Below are 20575 nucleotides of genomic sequence, written 5' to 3' on the forward strand. Positions count from 1 at the left end.
CCGCAACAATAACCGCTTTTGCGGAAAGGATTAATCTATGTCGAAACTGACTGATTCTCAGGAATGGAAGGCCCTCGAGGCCCACGCCGAAGTCGCCAAGACTTGGCACATGAAGGAACTCTTCGCGAAGGACCCGGCCCGTGCCGAGAAGTTCAGCCTGGAAGCCTGCGGACTCTTCCTGGACTACTCCAAGAACATCATCACCGACGAAACTATGGCCAAGCTCCAGGACCTGCTCAAGTCCGCCAACTTCGAAGACATGCGCAAGAAGTACTTCGCCGGCGAAAAGATTAACACCACCGAAAAGCGCGCCGTGCTCCACACCGCTCTCCGCTACAAGGGTAATGACCCGATTTGCGTCGACGGCAAGGACGTGATGCCCGAAGTCCGTGCGGTCCTCAAGCATATGGAAGACTTCACCCACCTCGTCCGCAGCGGCAAGTGGAAGGGCCACACCGGCAAGTCCATCAAGTACGTGGTGAACATCGGTATTGGCGGCTCCGACCTCGGCCCGGTGATGGTCACCGAAGCCCTCAAGCCCTATGCAGACAAGCCGATTGCCGGCGAATACTCCCCGGAAGTTTACTTCGTTTCTAACATCGACGGCACCCACATGGCCGAGACCCTCAAGAAGGTGAACATCGAAGAAACGCTCTTCATCGTCGCTTCCAAGACCTTCACCACTCTTGAAACCATGACCAACGCCGAAACCGCGAAGGCCGCAGTTCTCAAGGCCTTCAATGGCGATGAAAAGTCCATCGCCAAGCACTTCGTGGCGCTCTCCACCAACACCGAGGCCGTCGCCGCTTTCGGTATTGACACTGCCAACATGTTCGAATTCTGGAACTGGGTCGGCGGCCGCTACTCCCTGTGGTCTGCCATCGGCCTCTCCATCGCGCTCCGCATCGGCTTCGAGAACTACATGAAGCTCCACCAGGGCGCTTACGAAATGGATCAGCACTTCAAGACCGCCCCGGCCGACAAGAACATGCCGGTGATCCTCGCCCTCATCGGCGTGTGGTACAACAACTTCTTCGGTGCTTCCAGCTACGCGATGCTCCCGTACGACCAGTACCTGCACCGCCTGGCCGCCTACTTCCAGCAGGCCGACATGGAATCCAACGGCAAGACCGTTGACCGCGACTCCAAGCGCGTGAACTACCAGACCGGCCCGATCCTCTGGGGTGAACCGGGTACGAACGGCCAGCACGCCTTCTACCAGCTCATCCACCAGGGCACCAAGATGATTCCTTGCGACTTCATCGCCCCGGCCAACAGCCACAACAAGGTCGGCGACCATCACCAGAAGCTGCTCAGCAACTTCTTTGCACAGCCCGAAGCCCTGATGAACGGCAAGACCCTCGCTCAGGCCCAAGAAGAACTCCGCAAGGACGGCAAGAGCGAAGAAGAAATCGCATTCCTCGCCCCGCACAAGGTGTTCGAAGGCAACAAGCCGACCAACAGCATCATGATGGACTACGTTTCTCCGGAAACGCTCGGCGCCCTCATCGCCATGTACGAACACAAGATCTTCACCCAGGGCGTTATCTGGAACATCAACAGCTACGACCAGTGGGGTGTTGAACTCGGCAAGCAGCTCGCGAAGAAGATTCTTCCGGAACTGGCCAAGGCCGACGCCGAACTGAACCACGACAGCTCCACCAACGGGCTCATCAAGTGGTTCAAGGCCCACCAGGCCTAACGCGGCATCGTTCGAATTCAAGAAACCGCATCCGTAGGGGTGCGGTTTTATTATATATTTAGGCAGGAGTGTATCTGGGAATTCGGAGATTGTATGAAAAACATCAAACTGGTTCCCCTCTGCGTAGCTGCCGCGTTTTCGTTTTCGCAGGCAGTCCTGGATCTGCCCAATGCACAACCGAAGGTCGACGAATCCTACTGGAAAGCCGCACTCGACAGCACCTGGCAGGGCCTAATCCGCCGAAACATCGACCCCTACACCGAAGGCAAGGGCCTCATCCACAGGCCTAAGAGCGAGACCCCGGGTGACGCAGTAAGCGAGGCCGTCGGCTACGGCATGCTGGTCGCCCTATATGCAAACGACCAGGAGCACTTCAACAGCATCTGGGATACCGCCAACGAAAAGATGTGGGGCGGCTGTTATTACAACTGGCAGATGGATCCCAGTGGGAAAATCAGCGGAATGGGTGCAGCGACAGACGCCGAAGAGGACGTGGCCCTCGCCCTCATTTTTGCAGACAAACTTGTATCCGCCGGCAAATGGAAGCCATACACCTCGACCAAGTTCAATTACGGCTACGCCGACCACGCCAAGAAAATCCTTGACTGCATGTGGGACACCAAGCAGGTCACGAGCAGCGGGATCCTAGCCCCAGGCGCAGGATGGGGAGGCGACGCCTTTGTCAATCCGGGCTATTTCTCGCCTGCATGGTATAGGATCTTCGCGAACTTCGACAGCAACGGTGACCGCTGGAACATGGTTGTCGAAAAGACTTACGAAATCCTCGCGAACAGCCCCGGTTACAGCATGGGCATGATTCCCGACTGGATGCAGCCCAATGGCAAGTGGGCCGGGAGCCTCGGCTACAACGCCTACTTCAACAGCCGCGCCTTCTTCAAGGACGCCATCCGCATCCTCTGGCGCGTAGCCATTGATGCCGTATGGTTCGACGAGCCTCGCGCAAAGGCGTTCCTCAAGAATTCCCTCGCTTTCATCAACGACAAGGGAGGCGCCGAAGCGTCCAATTTCTATCAAATTGAGAATCCGGGCGAGCTCTTGCCCGCCGATGATATCTGGACCGACTTCAACGACAGCAAGAACAAGGATACCTGGCGCTACCGCAGGGAACATAGCCACCTGACCGTCGGCATGTGGGCGACGGCTGCCCTTGCCGTCGGCGAATCGAAAGACCGCATCGCATTCAGCGAAGAACTCGGCAAGTTCTATGAAGGTGGAGACTACTTCGGAAACGCCGTCGACCCCACCGGCGGAATCGAGGACACGCTCCACAACGAAATGTATTTCGACCAGTTCCTCGCCTGGTTCGGAGCCTCGATGATGAGCGGGACCTTCATGAACGTGATTGACGCCATCGACAACCCGAAATCGGCGACTCCGGGCGATTCATCTTCCTTGACGCCCCGCAAGTCCGAAAGCATTTTGCCAAAACGCTTTGCATCGAGCAGTCTTGAAGTCAACCGCCTCGGAAACGGAGTCCTTTTCTCGCTCCCCGAAACGGCTTCCTGGCACATTTACGATATGAACGGCCATGAAATGGCTTCGGCCAAAGGCAAGGAATTCCTGTGGAAGGAGTCCCGCAAGGGAGTCTACATGGTGAAGGCGACAGGAACTGGATTCAACTTCACAAAGAAAGTATTCCTACGCTAGATTCCCTATCGCCCGGCATCTGATGCCATAAACTAGTGCAGGCGATGACCGCGGAGGTCATAGCGCCTGCCGTTTTTCTCGACGACAAGCTTGAAATCCTTCACGCGGAGGCGTGGCGTTGCATCACCCTGCATTGCGGCAGGCACAACCTCGCGAATTGCGGTAGTCGCGCTGGAACTGGCCGGATTCCACGGGTTCCACTGCGAGGAGCTGGACTGCGTCGGCTGCCACTGCGAAGAGCTTGAAGCAGGCACCGCGCTAGAAGAACTAGAGCCCTGCGGGGCGGAACTGGACGAAGACTGCGCCGTCACATTTTTCCTTGCGACTCCTGCAGCGGCAAAGTCGGGAGCGAAGCCCGCGTTTATCGCCTCGAGAGCGCCCGCCAAGTAGGCAAGCGGGGCATTCCAGTTGATAGCGACCTCGTTCGTTGCATAACTGCAGCGCTGGTCGGTATAGGCCGTTGCTGCCTGACCTGTCCTGTAGTCGGCGCACTTCCATTCTGCAGCGGAGCCGACATCCTCGCCACCGGGCTGCGGGCCACCCACGAGCATTCCCGGGATAGGCTCAGTTACGTTATCCGAAGTACTCGGGCGGTGGTGCGGCATCATCGGAGACTTGGTGCCATAACCCGTCACAAAAGACATGTCGAGCGGGTTCTTGCCGAGCAGGTAATCGAGCACCTTGAGCGCTGCGGCATAATACTTCTCGTCGCCGGTGAGGTAGTAGGCATGCAAGAGCCATACGCCCTGATTGGAGGCCACGGCGTTTGAACCCCACACAAAATCGTCCTTCGCCATCACCACGCCAAAACCGGACTTGGTGCGGTTCACGAATCCGTCGGCGGTTGAAAGGATTTTCTGCTTGGCCTCGCCCGCATCACTAAAAACAGACGCGTGAGTCGCCTTGCCGTAGGTGGCAATTCCCTTCATGTCGCCCCAGTAGGAGATGTACTCCGTGGTACCCGACTGCTTGTACGACCCGTCGTTTGTCGTAATGGCAAGTTCCGTACCGGCGAAAAGTTTCTCGTCGCTCGCATTATCGCCTTCATAGGCACCGGTCGACACGTCGGACGGGTTTGCCGTGAAGTGCACGTTCATGTTGTTCGAGCCCCAGGCATAGGCCTTCTTCGCCGCCTCCAGGCACTTGTTCGCGTAATTCGAATCGAACGGCTTGTACACGCGGGCGGCAACAGCCATCACGCCCGCAAAGTCAAAAGCGGCCTCGGCGCTCTTGCCGATAACGTAAAGCTTCAGGTTGTCCTGCGCGGGCATCACGTCGCCCGGGAACCCGAGAGACGTAAGCTTGTGGTACACACTGCCGTCATTCGCCTGCATGGTAAGCATCCAGTCCAGGTTCCACTTGATTTCGGCAAGCAGGTCCGGGAGGCTGCCCTCTGCAGGGATATTCCACTTGAGGCTCTTGAAGTAATTCGGGAAGTGCTCGTAAAGCGAGAGAAGCGTGTAGGTGGTAATGCCCGAGTTCACGATATAGCGGCCGTAGTCGCCTGCATCGTACCAGCCCTTGGTAGACTGGATAGAGCCCGAACCGGCGGAGTTATGGAGTTCCACCGTAGAATTCGTGTGCCCCGCGGCACGGCTCCACTTGCCTGCATACTGACTCTCGAGAGCCATCGATGCACGCTGGTAGTAGAACCACTTGGCGGCAGCCTTGAGCACGTCCTCGAACGTGTTATCCTTGACCACCAAATCCTGGCGGAGTACCTGTCCGCCCACCTTGATGGAGTACTTGCCTGCGGTCTTGAGTTCGGAGAAATCCACGAGCTGAACATTCTGCCCGCTCGCATCCCAGTAAGATGCTGCCCCCGGAGTCACGGAAAGGGCCGTCTGGCCAGACGCGTTCACGATTTCGACATTGCCCGAGGCGCCCACCAGCGAGAACTGCTTGGGGTCGGAAGGGCGGTAACCCACCTGGTTTATGTAGGCATTGGCTGCAAAGGCCGTCGAAACACCGGCGGCAACGGTCGCGGAAAGCACGACCAACTTGATTCTATTCGTTTTCAAAACATCCTCTCTTGCGCAAGAAAAGTTGTCATACACCTGAACACAATATAAGGAAAGGCGGCCCGTATAGGACCGCCTATTAAAGAATTATAAACCAAACTGTATCAAGTGCTTTACTTTTTCACAAACCGGGACACATCCCGCCTGCCCGCGGCAGTCCTTGTGACCACGTAATAGACGCCCGGCCTGAGCGAACTCTTGTCGAGCACGGAAGAACGCGAGACCAGGGTCCCGTCCAAGGCGAAAACATCGTAAGTCACCGGATCCGCGCCAAGCGAACGCAGGAGTGGCAACGCATCCGGAAGAGTATCGTACACGATTCCCGGCGGGACCGTATCTGTCTTTGCCGTATCCTGGGCCGAGGTGTCCGGCGGCGTCACGACAGCCACAGCGGCCTTCGCCTCGCGCGCCTTGTCGAGGAAGGCGACCGCCTTGTCCAAGTTCTCTTTCGCATTCATCTTGTCGCCGCCATGGGAGCCTCCAGACACCTTGATAAATTCCGTTACCACGTTGTGGTTCTTGAGGGAATCGTAGAGTTCCTGGCTCTGCTCTATATTCACGATATTGTCGGACGTTCCGTGGAACATGATTACCGGCGGATCGTCGTCACTCGCGTAGTAGGGTGAACTCGCGACCATCCACTTGTCCTTGTTCCCTTCGCGTTCTACACCGATGAAGGCACCTTCCATGGTTCCGGAGCCACCCATGCTGATGGGGTTCATCGTGTAGATGTCTGTCGGAGGGGACCAGAGCACGGCACCGTCGACGCAGCTGCTGAACGTGGTGTACTCGCCGAGGTCTCCGACCAGATCGACAGTCACCGAACCGGACTTGCCCTCTTTCAAACCGCATGTCGTCGCGGTGAGGCTCGAAAGGTGGCCACCCGAGGAGAACCCGGACACGGCCACAAAATTCGTATCGAACTTGTACTTGGCCGCATTGCCACGAACAAAACGCACCACGGCCTTGATGTCGTGCAGTTGTGCCGGATACTTGGCATCGCTTGCCGAGCGATGGTTCGGCGTCACTACCGCATACCCCGCCTTGGCGTAAGCAGAGCAGATGGTACCCAAGTCCGCAGAGCCCTTGTAGTTGTTCATGCTCCAGGCACTTCCGTAGGTGTGGATGACCACCGGATACGGCCCCTCCGTATCCTTGGGAATATAGATGTCCAGCGTATGGTAGGTTTTTCCGTCGCCCACGTAGTTCACATCAGCAGTTTTTTCCGCATTCGCAACGGTAGATCCATTTTGCGGGCCGCCGAAACCACCGTTGTTTCCGCCACCCCAGTCGCCCCACTGGGCAAATGAAGACACGGCAACAAACAAGCCTGCCGCCATAACCAAACTTTTCATTTCTGACTCCTTTTGGGGCTCCTTTTTTCGAACCACAACATAAATTTACCCCCCAAACACGAGCCTTTCACAAAAAGGAACGATATTTTGTTGTATAAAAGAACAACCCTTTTGCCGTTTTCAGGGCAAAAGGGCCATTCAGGATAACACGCCTTTGTAAAATTACTTTATCAGCGAAGCGGTGAGCCTGCGGGCTTCGGCGTCGGCGTCAAGAACCTGGTCGAGCGTCAGGTGGCCGGTCACATTGGGGGCCTTTTCCATCACCATTTCCACGTATTTCGGGATATCGGTGAACTTGAGGTTTCCCTTGAGGAAGCGGTCGACGAGCACCTCGTTTGCGGCATTCATCATGGAGGGCACGATACCGCCACGGCGGCCCGCCTCGAACGCGAGGGCAAGGCAACGGAACTTCTTGAAATCCGGTTCAAAGAACGTGAGCTTTGCAAGCGTCGGCAGGTCGAGGCGCTTGGTTTCGAGACGCAGACGGTCGGGCCACGTGAGCGCCACCTGGATGGGGATGCGCATGTCGGGAGCGCCGAGCTGCGCCATGAGGGAGCCGTCGCGGAACTGCACCAGCGAATGCACCATGGACTGCGGGTGAACCACGACCTTAATTTGTTCGTACGGGATATGGAACAGGAAGTGCGCCTCGAGAACTTCGAGACCCTTGTTCATCATGGAGGCGGAATCGATGGTAATCTTCTTGCCCATGCTCCACACGGGGTGATTGAGCGCGTCGGCAACCGTGATGGTTTCGAACTTCTCGATAGGCCATTCGCGGAAGGGGCCACCCGATGCCGTAATTTCGAGGAACTCCACTTCGCTTTCGCGCTTGCCGCCCTCGAGGCACTGGAAAATAGCGCTGTGTTCGGAATCGATGGGTGTGATAAACGACTTCGGGTTTTCCGCAAGCTTGTCCCAGATGACGGGGCCCGCCATGACCATCGTCTCCTTGTTCGCGAGGGCCACATGCTTGCCGTGCTCGATGGCGGTAATGGTCGGGAGGCAGCCCACCGCACCCATGAGCGCGTTGATGATGATATCGGCCTTCGGGTCGGCGGCAAGTTCGCACAAGCCTTCCATGCCGGCGAGCACCTTCATGCCGAGAATCCCTTCGAGTTCCTTCGCGGCGTTCGGGTCGAACATGCACACGCGTTCCACCTTGTACTTGCGCACGATTTCGGCGACCTTCGCCACACTGCTGTTCGCGGCGACCGCATACAAGTTAAAAATGTCGGAATGTTGCAGGATGACATCGACGCTGGACGTACCGATGGAGCCTGTGGCACCGAGAAGGACGACGTTTTTCATAAAAGCCTCTTTTTCTAATTCCCTTAAATAATAGCAAAAAACGCATCCGCAGTTTTCTTTACAAAAATTTACACCGCTTTCTCCTTTTTAAATCTAGTTTAGAATTGGGTTATGGTTATGAACTCGAAGGAGGTGCGCTATGCGCATGCGCTTTTCGGGTGTTTTAGCGGTGTCGATAATCGCCGCTGGGGTGTTCTGGAGCTGCTCGGAAACTTCCGACGGCATTTCTGTTCCAGAGGGAGAGCTCTCTTCCAATTCATTTACAGGCGATACGGGCAACAGCAATCCGGGAGACAACCAGTCTTCGGGAGGGATTCCCGCGACTTCATCGGGCGACGCGCCTTCCAGTGCGGATTCGGCGCCCAGCTCGAGCACGAACATTGCAGGCTCGAGCGGGAACGTTCCCGGCAGTTCGGGCGATTTCGGGCCCGGCAGTTCCAGCAGCACCGACGCGGGTTCAGAATACACCTACGTGGCGCCGGCCACCTTCGCCGACACCGTAAACGGTGCGGTATTCAGCATGGTGTATGTCGCGGGGGGCACGTACACGCGCGGGTGCGACAACTGCGCCGAGCAGGACAAGATTTACGAGACACCTTCGCACAAAGTAACAGTAGGCGCCTACCATATCGCCACAACCGAGGTCACTATCGGGCAATGGAACGCAGTGATGGGCGGCAAGAAAAACGTCTGGGAATCGGACAAGGCTCCCAAAATCGGCGTGAGCTGGTTCGACGCGAACAGTTTCGCCTGCAAGCTCGGGCAGCTTTCGGGCCATCAGTACCGCCTGCTGACCGATGCCGAATGGGAATTCGCGGCACGCGGCGGCAAGGACGGCGTCGCAGACAACTTCAAGTTCTCGGGCAGCAACAGCGTCGATGACGTGGCATGGTATTCCGAAAACAGCGGCGGCAAGGCGCACGACGTGGCGACCAAGAAACCGAACAAGCTCGGGCTATACGACATGAGCGGAAACTCGTGGGAATGGGTCTACGACTGGCTCGTGGGCTACACCGCGGGCGACAAGGTGAATCCGGTACAGCTCACAGGAAGCGGGAACAAGACGCGCCGCGGCGGGAGTTACGGCGAACCCGCGGAGTTCGCGCGGGTGAGCCGTCGCGCCATCCGCAGCCGCGATGGCGCCGCCGACATGGGATTCCGTATCGGCATGTCGGCGGAACTCCCGCCAGGCATGGTGAGCCCCTGCGAAGCGGCGAACCCCTCGGCTGCCGCCTGCCAGGGCGACAAGAATCGCGACTGCCGCCTGATTACCGCTGCCGACGAAGCATGGATCAGCGACGACTACACCGTTGTCATCGCCGAAGACGGAAACGCGGCAGTTTCGGGATTCCCAAATGTATCAGGACAGTGGTACACGCTCAACAACCGCAGTTTCAACGTGGTCACACGGAGCGGCACCAAGACATACGCCTACTACATCTTTAGCCAGGACGAAATGACGATGATCAGCGACGACGGCATTCCCTACCGCCTGTATCGCCGCTCCATGAGCGAGGCGAAAAACAAGATCACGCTCACCTCCGTAAGCAACCCGAAAACGCTTGCACAGCTGATTGCCGCAGTGGAACCCGAGCGCCTCGTGAGCGACGAACAGCTCGCCCACCCCGACACGAGCGTGCGCGACCCGCGCATCGCTGCGGCAAGTGGCTATACATGGTTCTTCGACGGCCGCTGCTGCGGGGGCAACCACAAGTACCGTTTCCATCTCGATAAAAATGGCGATGCGGAATTCGTGGTGATGGACTACGACGACACCCACCACGAAAACATCCTCGCGAAGGGTCGCTGGTTCACCGTGGGTAACATCGGGCTCCACATCGTACTGAACGGCAAATACTTCAACTACCTCTACACCGCGGGCGAACGCACCATGAGCTACAGCGAATACATGCCGGCAGGGCCCATCTTCTGCCACATCTCGTTCCAAAGCTACGAGCGCGGCGACTTCCGCATCTTCAACAAGACCGTATTTGACGACAAGATCAAGCGCCCGCGCGGCTTCAACGGTGAAAATCCGGTGTACGAGGCGGGCGATTACCAGTGGGGTTCGTGATGCGCGTCTTCACACTCGCCATCTTCACTGCAGGCGCGTTCATTGCCTGCACCGATTCGGGCACGTCATCAAAAGATGTAGAACCAACCGAAATTGAATCAAGCGCATCTGACCTTGATATTCCTGACTCCGGAAATCTGTTTGGGGGGTCATCTGCGCAAGATTCACCGGAAGGGTCGTCGGCTGCCATGTCGTCTTCCTCCCTTCCGGCTTCTTCTTCCAGCGCTCACTACACACACGGACATTCGTCATCAGTAGTAGAGCGTATCAAATCTTCCTCCTCCGCAAATTCCGTTCCTGAATCGTCGAGTTCCGCAGGCTCTGCCGGCTCCGTGACCGCAGTAACAGAAATCCCGCTCGACAAGGACGGATTCGCGACGGTTTCCGATGTTTACAGGAGCCTAGCGCCTAGCGAGAAGGCGGTATTCATCATACGCCATTCCGAGCGCGAAGACGCCGTGGCGATAGAGACGGAACTCACCGCAAACGGAGTGAAGATGGCCCAGGACTTAGGAAAAACTCTCAGGAGCGACGAAGAATTCAGTTACATCACCTCGGGATTCGTGCGCACGAACGAGACTGCGAATAACATATCGAAGGGACGCGGCGAAGCGAACCTCCCGAAGCTCATCACGAACTACGACATCACCGGCAACTGGTTCCTGAAGATTTCCGCAGACGAGCTCGCACAATACGCGACAAAGCTCGGCATGCAGGGAAGTTCCGTCGAGCTCATGGCCCACTGGGCATACGGAGAACCCTACCCCGACGCACTCTACGAACTTGCGCCCCGCGCCCAGGAATTCATGGAAAAGGTCATCCTCAAGAACCTGTCCAAGTGGAAGCGCGTGAGCATCATGGTCTCGCACGATATATTCGTGATGCCCCTGGCCGTGTTCGGTTCCGGAGGAAAGGTTGCCCTCAAGTATCACGAGGACTATCACTGGATAAACTACATCGCCGGGCTCGCCGTCATCATCGACGCGCAGAACAACCTGCGGTATGTTCCCGTGAAGGGAGCAGATTCAGGAGTTATCGACTATCTCGCCATCTACATGGCGGAACACGGAATAAAGCGCTAGTTGTCCATGTTCTGGTAGAACAGGCAATCTTCCATAACCTTTTCGAAGAACTCGTCGCGGTTCACGCCCGTATAGGTCGTGTCATCGTCTTCCATGTGATACGCTTTCTTATATGCCTTGTAATCGACCGTCGTCTCGTCAACCCAGGTATATTCGTCGATGTATTCCCAAGTTGAATACTTGTACTTCCAAACATTATCTTCTTTTGCGAAGTTGCAGCCAGCATCCAGTTTGCCGTCATCCTTCTTGCCACCGTTATCGGGATCGGTATTATCGTTACCGCCAGAAGTAGGATTGGTATCGTCGTCACCACAAGCAGCGAGAGTCATAGCAGCGGCGAAAGCAAAAACGAGAAACTTTTTCATTTTTCCTCCTTGACTTTTAGGCAATATTCTTGAAGAAATCCATCAGCAGCACGAGCATCGGGGCCGCGAGGTAGAAGGAATCGCAGCGGTCGAGCACGCCACCGTGCCCCACGAACAGGTTGCCCGAATCCTTGGTGCCGCTCCAACGCTTGAGGGCGCTCATCAGGAGGTCACCCGCCTGGCCCGCGACAGTAATCAGGAGTCCAAGCACGACCGCGAGCGTCCAGTCGAGCCGCACGTCGAAAACCGCAAGGGCAGAACTGCACTTGGCCCAGTAGGCGACCCACGCGATAGTTGCGACAGAACCGGCAATGGAGCCTTCCCAAGTCTTCTTGGGACTGATGTTCGGAGCGAACGGATGGCGTCCGAAGGGTCCCTTGCCCGCAGCAAACTTTCCGAAGAAATACGCGACCGTATCGCACAGCCACACGGAGGTCATCACGAGGATAAACGGATAGCAGTGTTCGAGACCCTGTCCGTTGCCCATCATCTGCACGTTGATACCACCCCAAAGTCCGAGGTAGAGCGGGGCCGCAAGGTGCATCACCATCCAGGGGAACATGTGATCGATTTCGACCTTCGCGTAGGCGATGGCGATATACAGGCCGAACACAAACATCGCCGTCATCCCGACAACGTAAGGCACGGCGGTCAGCCCGAAGAACCCGCCCGAGGCAAGCGCCCAAGCCAGCGTGAGGGCAAAGCTTGCCGCAAACGAGAGGTAGCGCATGTCGGGACCCTTGTACATCTTGGAGACCATGCCCGCCCATTCCCAGGCGCCCACGCCCGCAAGGAAGCACATGAGGCCAATACGGCTGTAGTCGCAGAACCACAGCAACACGAACACTATAGGAATGGCGACAAACGCCGTAATCAAACGCTGAGCCAAGTTACTCATGCAACACCTTCCCAAACCTTCTTTCGCGGGTTTTGAAAAACTCAACGGCCTTCATGAACTCTTCCTTGGTAAAGTCGGGCCACAGCGTGTCCGTCACGTAGAACTCGCTGTAAGCCGCCTGCCAGAGCAGGTAGTTCGAAAGCCTGAACTCGCCGCCGGTACGGATAACCAGGTCCGGATCGGGAGCGCCCTTCAAATACAAATTCTTCGCAAACACGTTCTCGTCGATATCCTCGACCTTGAGCGTCCCCGCCTGCACCTGCGTGGCGATCGCCTTCGCCGCATCCACGATTTCGAGCCTGCCACCGTACGAGATGGCGAGGTTCAGTTGCATGCCCGTGTTGCCCGCCGTCTTGTCGATGGCGGACTGGAGCGATGCGCGCGGCTTTTCGGGCAGGCGTTCCATGTTCCCGATGACCTTGAGCTTCACGTTCTTCTCCATGAGGTCGGGGATTTCCTTCACCACCATCTCGATGAGGAGGTTCATCAGGTAATCCACTTCCTTGCTGGGCCTGCCCCAGTTTTCGGAACTGAACACGTAGAGGGTCATGTGCTCGAGGCCCAGATTCACGCCAACTTCCACCGCGTCGATGGTCGCCTGCGTGCCCTTGCGGTGCCCGAGAAAACGCTCTAGCCCGCGGCTACGGGCCCAACGCCCGTTACCGTCCATAATGATGGCAACATGTCTAAGCTGGTTCGCCACGGTCGCCCCGGACTACACCTTGAGGAGGTCCGCTTCCTTCTCGGCAAGGATAGCGTCAATCTTTGCGATATACTTGTCGGTCGCCTTCTGGATTTCGTCCTGCTGCTTCTTGACTTCGTCTTCGGGCAGGTCCTTGTTCTTCTTGATGGCGTCGTTCGCATCGCGGCGGATGTTACGGATAGCCACGCGGCCTTCTTCGGCATGCTTGCGGGCCACCTTCGCGAGTTCCTGGCGACGTTCGGTCGTGAGTATGGGAAGCGACACGCGGATGCAGTTGCCGTCCTTCATCGGGGTCACGCCGATATTTGCCGCAAGAATCGCCTTGTCGATGGTGTCGACGAGCTGCTTTTCCCACGGGGTCACGAGCAGCATACGCGGTTCGGGCACAGAAATCTTCGCCACCTGGGAAATCGGCGTCGGGGTGCCGTAGTAGTCGATGCGCACGTCGTTGAGGATAGCGGGGCTAGCCTGGCCAGCGCGGATCTTGGAGAATTCACGTTCGGTGGCCTCGATGGCCTTGTCCATTTTTTCGGTATAGTCTGCCATAGTTCGTTCCTAGTCACTAGTCATTAGTCACTAGTTAGTTAAGAGTTGATGGTTTGTTTCCGTAGTTAAATATAAGTAAAAATCCCTAGAAAGTACCGCGTAAAGATCCCCACCTTGGTGGCCATGCGCACTAAACAACAAGTTGTTAAGTGCTGTCCGCCCGGTCGAGCCGGGGATGACGATGAGGGTTAGCAGTGCACCAGCGTGCCGAGGTCACCTTCGATGGCCGCGCGGGTCAAATTGCCCTTTTCCATCTTGAACACGAAGATGGGCATGTTGTTTTCCATGCAGAGGGCGACGGCTGCGGTGTCCATGACCTTGAGGCCGCGGGAAATGACTTCCTTGTAGCTGATGTCGTCGAAGCGGGTGGCTGTCGGGTCCTTGACCGGGTCTGCGGTGTAGATGCCGTCGACCTTGGTAGCCTTCATGATGACGTCGCATTCGCTTTCGATGGCACGGAGGGCGGCGCAGCTGTCTGTCGTGAAGAACGGATTGCCCGTACCGGCGGAGAAAATCACGACGGAGCCTGCGGAAAGGAGTTTGAGGGCCTTGCGGCGGTCGAAGAATTCGCAGACCGGTTCCATGCGGATGGCGGACATCACTACGGAGTCGATTCCTTGCTTGTCGAGGGCGTCCTGCATGGCGAGGCCGTTCATCACGGTGCCGAGCATGCCCATGGCATCACCCTGGGCGCGGTTCATGCCGCCTGCAGAAGCGGAAATGCCACGGACGAGATTGCCGCCGCCAATCACGAGCGCGACCTGCACGCCCTGCTTGACGATGGAGGCAATTTCGGACGCCATGTCGGAGAGAATCTGGTTATCGATACCGTGGCCCTTTTCGCCTGCGAGGGCTTCGCCACTGAGCTTGAGAAGAATGCGTTTGAATTTCATATCCGAAAATGTAATAAATTGCGGGGAGGAAAAACAAGCAACAAATTATTACACGTCTTTAACACGGATTCTTTGCTACAGGCAACCGCTTCGTCCCAAAAAAGAATATATTAACACCGGGTGTATGATTCTCGCAGAGGGATGTTTATGAAAAACAGGATTCCGTTTTTTAGTCTTATCGCATTGATGCTGCCCGCGATGGCGCTCGCTGACATCGTGTACCAGGGGAAGCGCGTCCAGGAATGGCCCGCCGAGGCGATGCCCACGTTTGACAATTCCCGTGGCACGCCACAATCTCGCACCCTCATGAAAACGACCGCAGTCACGACCAAGAGCCACTACGCCGCCCCCAAGGGCAAAATCTACAGCCTTACCCTGCTCGTCGATTTTTCGGATAAGCCCGCCCCCGTTACAGTGGACGAAGTCAAGGAATGGCTGAATAAAGAAGGATTCAATCGGGACGGTTGCAACGGTTCCGTACGCGACTACTACCTCGACGTTTCCAACGGGCAACTGGACCTCACGAACGAAGTCTACGGTTGGTACCGCGCAAAGCATCCCAAGTCCTGGTACGAAGGTTTGCAAGGATACTCGGGTTCCGATTCGCTCATGAAAGAGGTCTTTGAGTATTTCGACCCCCAGGTAGATTTTTCACGTTACGACAACGACAAGGACGGCACCACCGAAGCCATTAACATCGTGTATGCAGGCCCCGGACAGACATGGGGTCAGGGGCTCTGGCCGCATTCCGGATGGTCCAGCGAAAAGCGCGATGGAGTCCGGCTCACGCACCATCAGATGACGGACATGCCGGGCAAGTTTTCGATATACGTCTTTGTGCATGAATCGGGGCACATGATCTTCGGTTGGCCGGACCTCTACTGGTACGGCGACTACTGCACCATGGGCAACCGTGCGAACGACCTGAACCCGGTGGCGATAAACGACTTCTACCGTGCGGACCAGGGCTGGATTCCGTTCGTAGACATCACGAGCAACGATGTAAACAACGTAACAAGCCTTGAAATTACGAAGCCGGGAGAGTTCTGCTACCGCTACAAGAACCCGAACAGGCCCGACAAGGAAGGCCTGGCATGGTCTTACGTACAAAATAAAGGCCGTAACAAAGTCCTAGCAGGTAGCGGCCTCCTGATGCAACATTACGACTTTTCGATTGAGGGAAATTCCTCCGCAGACAAACTCGGACTCCGAATCGTGCACGCCAGCGCGGCAGGCAAAACGAGCGATGCCGTAACTGACCAGTGGCCAAGCCCGGGCAGCACCGCCAACACGTTCTTCAAGAGCGGGACCTACGCGGAATTTTCAGATGACGCCTACCCCGCTATCCGCTGGTACAACGGTTCCAAGACGGGATTGAAAATCACCGACATCGGGACCCCCGGAGAGACGCTCACGTTCTGCATCGGCGAGAACTGTTCCGAGCCATCGTCCAGTTCGTCGGAACCCGCATCCAGCAGTTCTGTCGAAATCACGGTCCAGAAAATCGCGCTCGAAACGACACTCCCGATAAACGACAACTATGCGCCCGTAACGCTCGACCTGAACGGCAATGAAGTCGCAAGCATTTTCGGAATCAAGCGGACCGAAATTGAAGACAAAGTAGAATTCTATGGCGTAGAACCCGACGGAACGCTCAACAGCCAAACGACCGGCGAAGGTACCGGACACTGGTTCGACAATGGCGGCAAAATTGTCGCCTGGGACCCGAACGGCACCAGCATTGTGTTCTCCAACATGGACCTCACGACCATGACCACTAAAATAGGCCACATGCCTGGTAAAGTCAATGCCGGAGACACCTTCACCGTAAGGCAGGCTCTCGTTTACGGGAGCAAGCAGGTCACCTTCGAAATCAAGGTGACAATCGAAGGCGGCACCACCATCATCCGCAATATCGAGAAGGCTCGCCACGGCAAGCCCGGGAATAGGATATTCAACGTGCTCGGCCAGCCCGTGGGGGTGCGCAACGCCAACGGATCCCTCCCCGACCTGCCCAAGGGCGTTTACGTGGAAGTGAAATAACTTATATAGTATACTATGAAATAATGTTGAGCCCGATTGAATCTCAAATCGGGCTTTTTTCGCATTTAAGCCAAAGTATTTTATTACAAAAAAACGTCAATTTTCTTATACAGAGATGACGTGGGAAAGACCTCTACTCGAGGTCGGGGCGGGACACCCGATAATTTCTATCTTGTACACAGCAAAACATAAAACGTAAATTCAACACTATAAGGATATAATGAGTCTTAAAATCGTTGTGCTTGCTAAGCAAGTACCTGATACACGAAACGTGGGCCCCGATGCCATGACGGAGCAGGGAACCATCAATCGTGCCGCATTGCCCGCGGTCTTCAACCCCGAAGACCTGAACGCCCTGGAGCAAGCCCTTCGTTTGAAGGACCAGTTCCCGGGTTCCACCATCTCTGTGCTGACCATGGGTCTCCCGAAGTCTGCCGAAGTCGTCCGCGAAGCTCTGTACCGCGGTGCCGACGAGGGTTTCGTGGTGACGGACCGCCCGCTCGGTGGTGCTGACACTCTCGCTACGAGCTACACGCTCGCCCAGGCCGTCAAGAAGATTGGCGACTACGACATTATCCTCGGTGGCCGCCAGGCTATCGACGGCGATACCGCACAGGTCGGTCCGCAGATTGCAGAAAAGCTCGGCCTTACCCAGGTGACCTACGCCGAAGAAATTCTCTCCCTCGACGAAAAGGCCCGTAAGGTCGTGATCCGCCGCCACATCGACGGTGGTGTGGAAACGGTGGAAGCACCGCTCCCGCTGGTCGTGACCGTGAACGGAAGTGCGGCCCCGTGCCGTCCGCGCAACGCAAAGCGCCTCATGAAGTTCAAGAACGCTACGGTGGTTGCCGAACGCAAGCCGGAAGACGCCGAAAAGTACGAAGCCCTCATCGCGAAGAAGCCCTACCTGAACATTCCGCAGTGGGGTGCCGCCGACATCGACGCAGACCCTGCACAGATCGGTAAGGCCGGTTCGCCGACGAACGTGAAGGCTGTCAAGAACATCGTGTTCAAGGCGAAGGAAAGCCGCACGCTCACCGCAAGCGACGCCGACGTCGAAGGACTTATCAAGGAACTTTTAGACGGGAAGATTATTGGCTAGCCTATGAATAACGTATTTGTATATTGCGAAATTGAGGGCACGACCGTTGTCGATGTTTCCCTCGAACTTTTGTCCAAGGGCCGCAAGCTCGCCAACACGCTCGGCGTTCAGCTCGAATGCATCTGCGCAGGCAAGGGCCTCGACGGAATTGAAAAGCAGGTGTTCCCCTACGGTGTGGACAAGGTCCATGTGTTCGATGCCGAAGGGCTCTTCCCCTACACCACCAACCCGCACGCATCGCTCGTGGTGAACCTCTTCAAGGAAGAGCAGCCGCAGATTTGCCTGCTCGGTGCAACGGTGATTGGCCGTGACTTAGGCCCGCGCATTTCCAGCGCCATGCACAGCGGCCTTACCGCCGACTGTACCGAACTCGAAATCGACAGCTTCGAAATGAGCATCGGCGGCGTGAAGAAGTTCTACGAAAACCAGCTCTGCCAAATTCGCCCGGCGTTCGGCGGCAACATCGTCGCAACGATTGTGAACCCGGAACACCGCCCGCAGATGGCGACGGTGCGCGAAGGCGTGATGAAGAAGGAAATTGTCGATCCGAACTACAAGGGCGAAGTCATCAAGCACGACGTGGCCAAGTACGTGCCGGAAACGGAATACGTGGTCAAGGTGCTCGAACGCCATGTGGAAAAGGCCAAGCACAACCTCAAGGGCGCACCCATCGTGGTCGCCGGTGGTTACGGCATGGGCTCCAAGGAAAACTTCGACATGCTGTTCGAACTGGCGAAGGAACTCCACGCCGAAGTGGGCGCAAGCCGTGCCGCTATCGACGCGGGCTTTGCCGATCATGACCGCCAGATTGGCCAGACCGGCGTGACCGTACGCCCGAAGGTGTATATCGCCTGCGGTATCTCCGGCCAGATTCAGCACCTCGCCGGCATGCAGGATTCAGGAATCATCATCTCCGTGAACTCCGACCCCGACGCCCCGATCAACGCTATCGCTGACTACGTGATCAACGGCACCGTCGAAGAGGTCATCCCGAAGATGATCAAGTATTACAAGGCAAACAACAAGTAGGCGTTATGGCGAATTTTTACACAGACCATCCAGAGATTAAGTTCAACCTTGAAAGCTCTCCTTTGATGCAGCGCATCGTGGAGCTCAAGGAAAACGGCTACGCCGACAAGGACAGCTTTGACTATGCGCCGGAAGACTACGCCGACGCGATAGACAGCTACAACCGCGTGCTCGAAGTCGCGGGCGACATCACCGCGAACACCATCTTCCCGAACTCGGAAGACGTGGACGCCGAAGGCCCCCACTGCGAAGACGGCCGCGTTCGTTACGCGAGCAAGACCTACGAGAACCTGGAAGCCACCCGCAAGGCCGGCCTCAACGGTGTCACGATGCCGCGACGCTTCGGCGGTCTCAACTTCCCGATTACCGCCTACACGGCCATCAACGAAATGATCGCCTCTGCAGACGCCGGTTTCGAGAACATCTGGTCCCTCCAGGACTGCATTGAAACGCTCTATGAATTCGGCGACGAAGACCAGCGTTCCCGCTTTATCCCGCGCGTGTGCGCCGGCGAAACGATGTCCATGGACTTGACCGAACCGGATGCAGGTTCTGACTTGCAGCGCGTGATGCTCAAGGCCACCTACAGCGAAGCTGACAAGTGCTGGTACCTTAACGGTGTCAAGCGCTTCATCACCAACGGCGACAGCGACATCCACCTGGTGCTCGCCCGCTCCGAAGAAGGCACCCACGACGGCCGCGGTCTTTCCATGTTCATCTACGACAAGCGCGACGGTGGCGTGAACGTGCGCCGCATCGAGAACAAGCTCGGCATCCACGGAAGCCCGACCTGCGAACTTGTCTATAAGAACGCGAAGGCTGAACTCTGTGGCCGCCGCAAGTTCGGCCTCATCAAGTACGTGATGGCCCTCATGAACGGTGCACGTCTCGGCATTGCAGCACAGTCCGTGGGCATCAGCCAGATGGCATACAACGAAGCTCTCGCCTATGCCAAGGACCGCAAGCAGTTCGGCCAGGCCATCGTGAACTTCCCGGCTGTGTACGAGATGATTTCCAACATCAAGGCACGCCTCGACGCAGGCCGCGCACTCCTGTACCAGACAGCCCGCTACGTGGACATCTACAAGGGCCTCGAAGACATCGAGCGCACCCGCAAGCTCACCGACGAGGAGAAGGCAGAACTCAAGCGATACCAGAAGCTCGCTTCTGCTTGCACGCCGCTTGCGAAGGGCATGAACTCCGAATACGCCAACCTGAACGCCTACGACAGCATCCAGGTTCACGGCGGTTCCGGCTACATGCTCGAATACGCCTGCCAGCGCCTCTACCGCGACGCTCGTATCACTTCGATTTACGAAGGTACGACGCAGCTCCAGACGGTTGCAGCTCTCCCGCACATCAACACCGGTACCTACAGCCAGATGCTCGAGGAACTGGAAGCGGGCGAAGTGGCCGCCGAATACGAAAGCCTCAAGGCCCGTGCCAAGGCTATGGACGAAAAGTACAACGAAGCTATTGAATACGTGAAGTCCGTTGAAAACAACGAATTCACCGACCTCTGCAGCCGTCACTTGTACGAACTCGCCGCCAACTGCGTGATGACCCAATTGCTCCTCCGCGACGCCACCAAGGCACCGGAACTGTTCGAAAAGAGCATGAAGGTGTACCTGAACCTAGCCGAAGCCGAAGTCGCCAAGCACTACAACTTCGTGAAGAGCGTGGATGTGGCTGCTATTGAAAATTACAAGAAGTAATTTTCAATAAAGCGACAACGCGAAATTGAAAACCCCGGCTCAACTTGATGTGAACCCCGAAAGTTGGA

Annotated in this window: 16 protein-coding genes; 8 read left to right on the plus strand and 8 right to left on the minus strand. The window is 56.7% G+C overall.

The genetic code is table 11. The features are described from left to right. Positions 1 to 37 precede the first annotated feature (37 nt). Complete coding sequence (gene pgi, locus B4A77_RS08175; RefSeq protein WP_097034631.1) at positions 38 to 1702, plus strand: glucose-6-phosphate isomerase; 1665 nt, start codon at positions 38 to 40, stop codon at positions 1700 to 1702. Positions 1703 to 1795: 93 nt separating this feature from the next. Continuing rightward, a complete protein-coding gene (locus B4A77_RS08180) occupies positions 1796 to 3370 on the plus strand; it encodes a glycosyl hydrolase family 8 (RefSeq protein ID WP_290739832.1) in 1575 nt (524 codons plus the stop codon). A 32-nt stretch (positions 3371 to 3402) separates the two neighbouring features. On the opposite strand, the gene B4A77_RS08185 is transcribed toward B4A77_RS08180, so the two are convergent. The 3 genes from B4A77_RS08185 to dxr form a co-directional block, all read right to left on the minus strand. Continuing rightward, positions 3403 to 5391, minus strand: coding sequence for a glycoside hydrolase family 9 protein (locus B4A77_RS08185; protein ID WP_290739835.1), 1989 nt, complete (start codon positions 5389 to 5391; stop codon positions 3403 to 3405). 113 nt (positions 5392 to 5504) lie between these two features. Next, positions 5505 to 6746, minus strand: a complete 1242-nt coding sequence (locus tag B4A77_RS08190) for an alpha/beta hydrolase (protein WP_290739838.1) — start codon at positions 6744 to 6746, stop codon at positions 5505 to 5507. A gap of 162 nt (positions 6747 to 6908) precedes the next feature. Further along, entirely contained in the window at positions 6909 to 8057 is a 1149-nt protein-coding gene (gene dxr / locus B4A77_RS08195) for a 1-deoxy-D-xylulose-5-phosphate reductoisomerase (protein ID WP_173382182.1), read from the minus strand. A gap of 139 nt (positions 8058 to 8196) precedes the next feature. On the opposite strand from dxr, the gene B4A77_RS08200 reads away from it, so the two are divergent. Beyond that, positions 8197 to 10131 (plus strand): formylglycine-generating enzyme family protein, encoded by a 1935-nt coding sequence (locus B4A77_RS08200; protein WP_290739841.1) that lies wholly within the window; start codon positions 8197 to 8199, stop codon positions 10129 to 10131. After that, positions 10131 to 11213 carry a histidine phosphatase family protein gene (locus tag B4A77_RS08205; RefSeq protein ID WP_290739844.1) on the plus strand — a complete coding sequence of 361 codons (1083 nt, stop codon included), beginning with the start codon at positions 10131 to 10133 and terminating at the stop codon, positions 11211 to 11213. The genes B4A77_RS08200 and B4A77_RS08205 overlap by 1 nt, the downstream gene beginning before the upstream one ends. On the opposite strand, the gene B4A77_RS08210 is transcribed toward B4A77_RS08205, so the two are convergent. The 5 genes from B4A77_RS08210 to pyrH form a co-directional block, all read right to left on the minus strand. Further along, positions 11210 to 11578 (minus strand): hypothetical protein, encoded by a 369-nt coding sequence (locus B4A77_RS08210; protein WP_173366811.1) that lies wholly within the window; start codon positions 11576 to 11578, stop codon positions 11210 to 11212. The two genes, B4A77_RS08205 and B4A77_RS08210, sit on opposite strands and share 4 nt — an antisense overlap. A gap of 16 nt (positions 11579 to 11594) precedes the next feature. After that, a complete protein-coding gene (locus tag B4A77_RS08215; RefSeq protein ID WP_173382179.1) occupies positions 11595 to 12476 on the minus strand; it encodes a phosphatidate cytidylyltransferase in 882 nt (293 codons plus the stop codon). After that, positions 12469 to 13179: an isoprenyl transferase gene (locus tag B4A77_RS08220; RefSeq protein ID WP_290739848.1), complete on the minus strand. Its 711-nt coding sequence runs from the start codon at positions 13177 to 13179 to the stop codon at positions 12469 to 12471. Before B4A77_RS08220 ends, B4A77_RS08215 begins: the two co-directional genes overlap by 8 nt. Positions 13180 to 13191: 12 nt before the next feature. Further along, positions 13192 to 13725 carry a ribosome recycling factor gene (gene frr, locus B4A77_RS08225; RefSeq protein WP_290725782.1) on the minus strand — a complete coding sequence of 178 codons (534 nt, stop codon included), beginning with the start codon at positions 13723 to 13725 and terminating at the stop codon, positions 13192 to 13194. A gap of 188 nt (positions 13726 to 13913) precedes the next feature. Next, a complete protein-coding gene (pyrH, locus tag B4A77_RS08230) occupies positions 13914 to 14618 on the minus strand; it encodes a UMP kinase (RefSeq protein WP_072827780.1) in 705 nt (234 codons plus the stop codon). Between the two features lie 147 nt (positions 14619 to 14765). On the opposite strand from pyrH, the gene B4A77_RS08235 reads away from it, so the two are divergent. From B4A77_RS08235 to B4A77_RS08250, 4 genes are all read left to right on the plus strand, one after another. Continuing rightward, positions 14766 to 16661: a M6 family metalloprotease domain-containing protein gene (locus B4A77_RS08235; protein WP_290739850.1), complete on the plus strand. Its 1896-nt coding sequence runs from the start codon at positions 14766 to 14768 to the stop codon at positions 16659 to 16661. Positions 16662 to 16881: 220 nt separating this feature from the next. Continuing rightward, entirely contained in the window at positions 16882 to 17763 is an 882-nt protein-coding gene (locus B4A77_RS08240) for an electron transfer flavoprotein subunit beta/FixA family protein (RefSeq protein WP_072807907.1), read from the plus strand. 3 nt (positions 17764 to 17766) lie between these two features. Continuing rightward, positions 17767 to 18792, plus strand: coding sequence for an electron transfer flavoprotein subunit alpha/FixB family protein (locus tag B4A77_RS08245; protein WP_072807905.1), 1026 nt, complete (start codon positions 17767 to 17769; stop codon positions 18790 to 18792). 5 nt (positions 18793 to 18797) lie between these two features. After that, positions 18798 to 20507, plus strand: a complete 1710-nt coding sequence (locus tag B4A77_RS08250) for an acyl-CoA dehydrogenase family protein (protein WP_290739853.1) — start codon at positions 18798 to 18800, stop codon at positions 20505 to 20507. Positions 20508 to 20575: the final 68 nt, after the last annotated feature.

The organism is Fibrobacter sp. UBA3718, from assembly GCF_002371935.1.
Lineage (GTDB): Bacteria > Fibrobacterota > Fibrobacteria > Fibrobacterales > Fibrobacteraceae > Fibrobacter.

Bases quoted from the DNA above. Each gene is read 5' to 3' on its own strand.
- pgi (WP_097034631.1), top strand. From the start codon at position 38: ATGTCGAAACTGACTGATTCTCAGGAATGGAAGGCCCTCGAGGCCCAC.
- B4A77_RS08180 (WP_290739832.1), top strand. From the start codon at position 1,796: ATGAAAAACATCAAACTGGTTCCCCTCTGCGTAGCTGCCGCGTTTTCG.
- B4A77_RS08190 (WP_290739838.1), bottom strand. From the start codon at position 6,746: ATGAAAAGTTTGGTTATGGCGGCAGGCTTGTTTGTTGCCGTGTCTTCA.
- dxr (WP_173382182.1), bottom strand. From the start codon at position 8,057: ATGAAAAACGTCGTCCTTCTCGGTGCCACAGGCTCCATCGGTACGTCC.
- B4A77_RS08200 (WP_290739841.1), top strand. From the start codon at position 8,197: ATGCGCATGCGCTTTTCGGGTGTTTTAGCGGTGTCGATAATCGCCGCT.
- B4A77_RS08205 (WP_290739844.1), top strand. From the start codon at position 10,131: ATGCGCGTCTTCACACTCGCCATCTTCACTGCAGGCGCGTTCATTGCC.
- B4A77_RS08210 (WP_173366811.1), bottom strand. From the start codon at position 11,578: ATGAAAAAGTTTCTCGTTTTTGCTTTCGCCGCTGCTATGACTCTCGCT.
- B4A77_RS08215 (WP_173382179.1), bottom strand. From the start codon at position 12,476: ATGAGTAACTTGGCTCAGCGTTTGATTACGGCGTTTGTCGCCATTCCT.
- frr (WP_290725782.1), bottom strand. From the start codon at position 13,725: ATGGCAGACTATACCGAAAAAATGGACAAGGCCATCGAGGCCACCGAA.
- pyrH (WP_072827780.1), bottom strand. From the start codon at position 14,618: ATGAAATTCAAACGCATTCTTCTCAAGCTCAGTGGCGAAGCCCTCGCA.
- B4A77_RS08235 (WP_290739850.1), top strand. From the start codon at position 14,766: ATGAAAAACAGGATTCCGTTTTTTAGTCTTATCGCATTGATGCTGCCC.
- B4A77_RS08240 (WP_072807907.1), top strand. From the start codon at position 16,882: ATGAGTCTTAAAATCGTTGTGCTTGCTAAGCAAGTACCTGATACACGA.
- B4A77_RS08245 (WP_072807905.1), top strand. From the start codon at position 17,767: ATGAATAACGTATTTGTATATTGCGAAATTGAGGGCACGACCGTTGTC.
- B4A77_RS08250 (WP_290739853.1), top strand. From the start codon at position 18,798: ATGGCGAATTTTTACACAGACCATCCAGAGATTAAGTTCAACCTTGAA.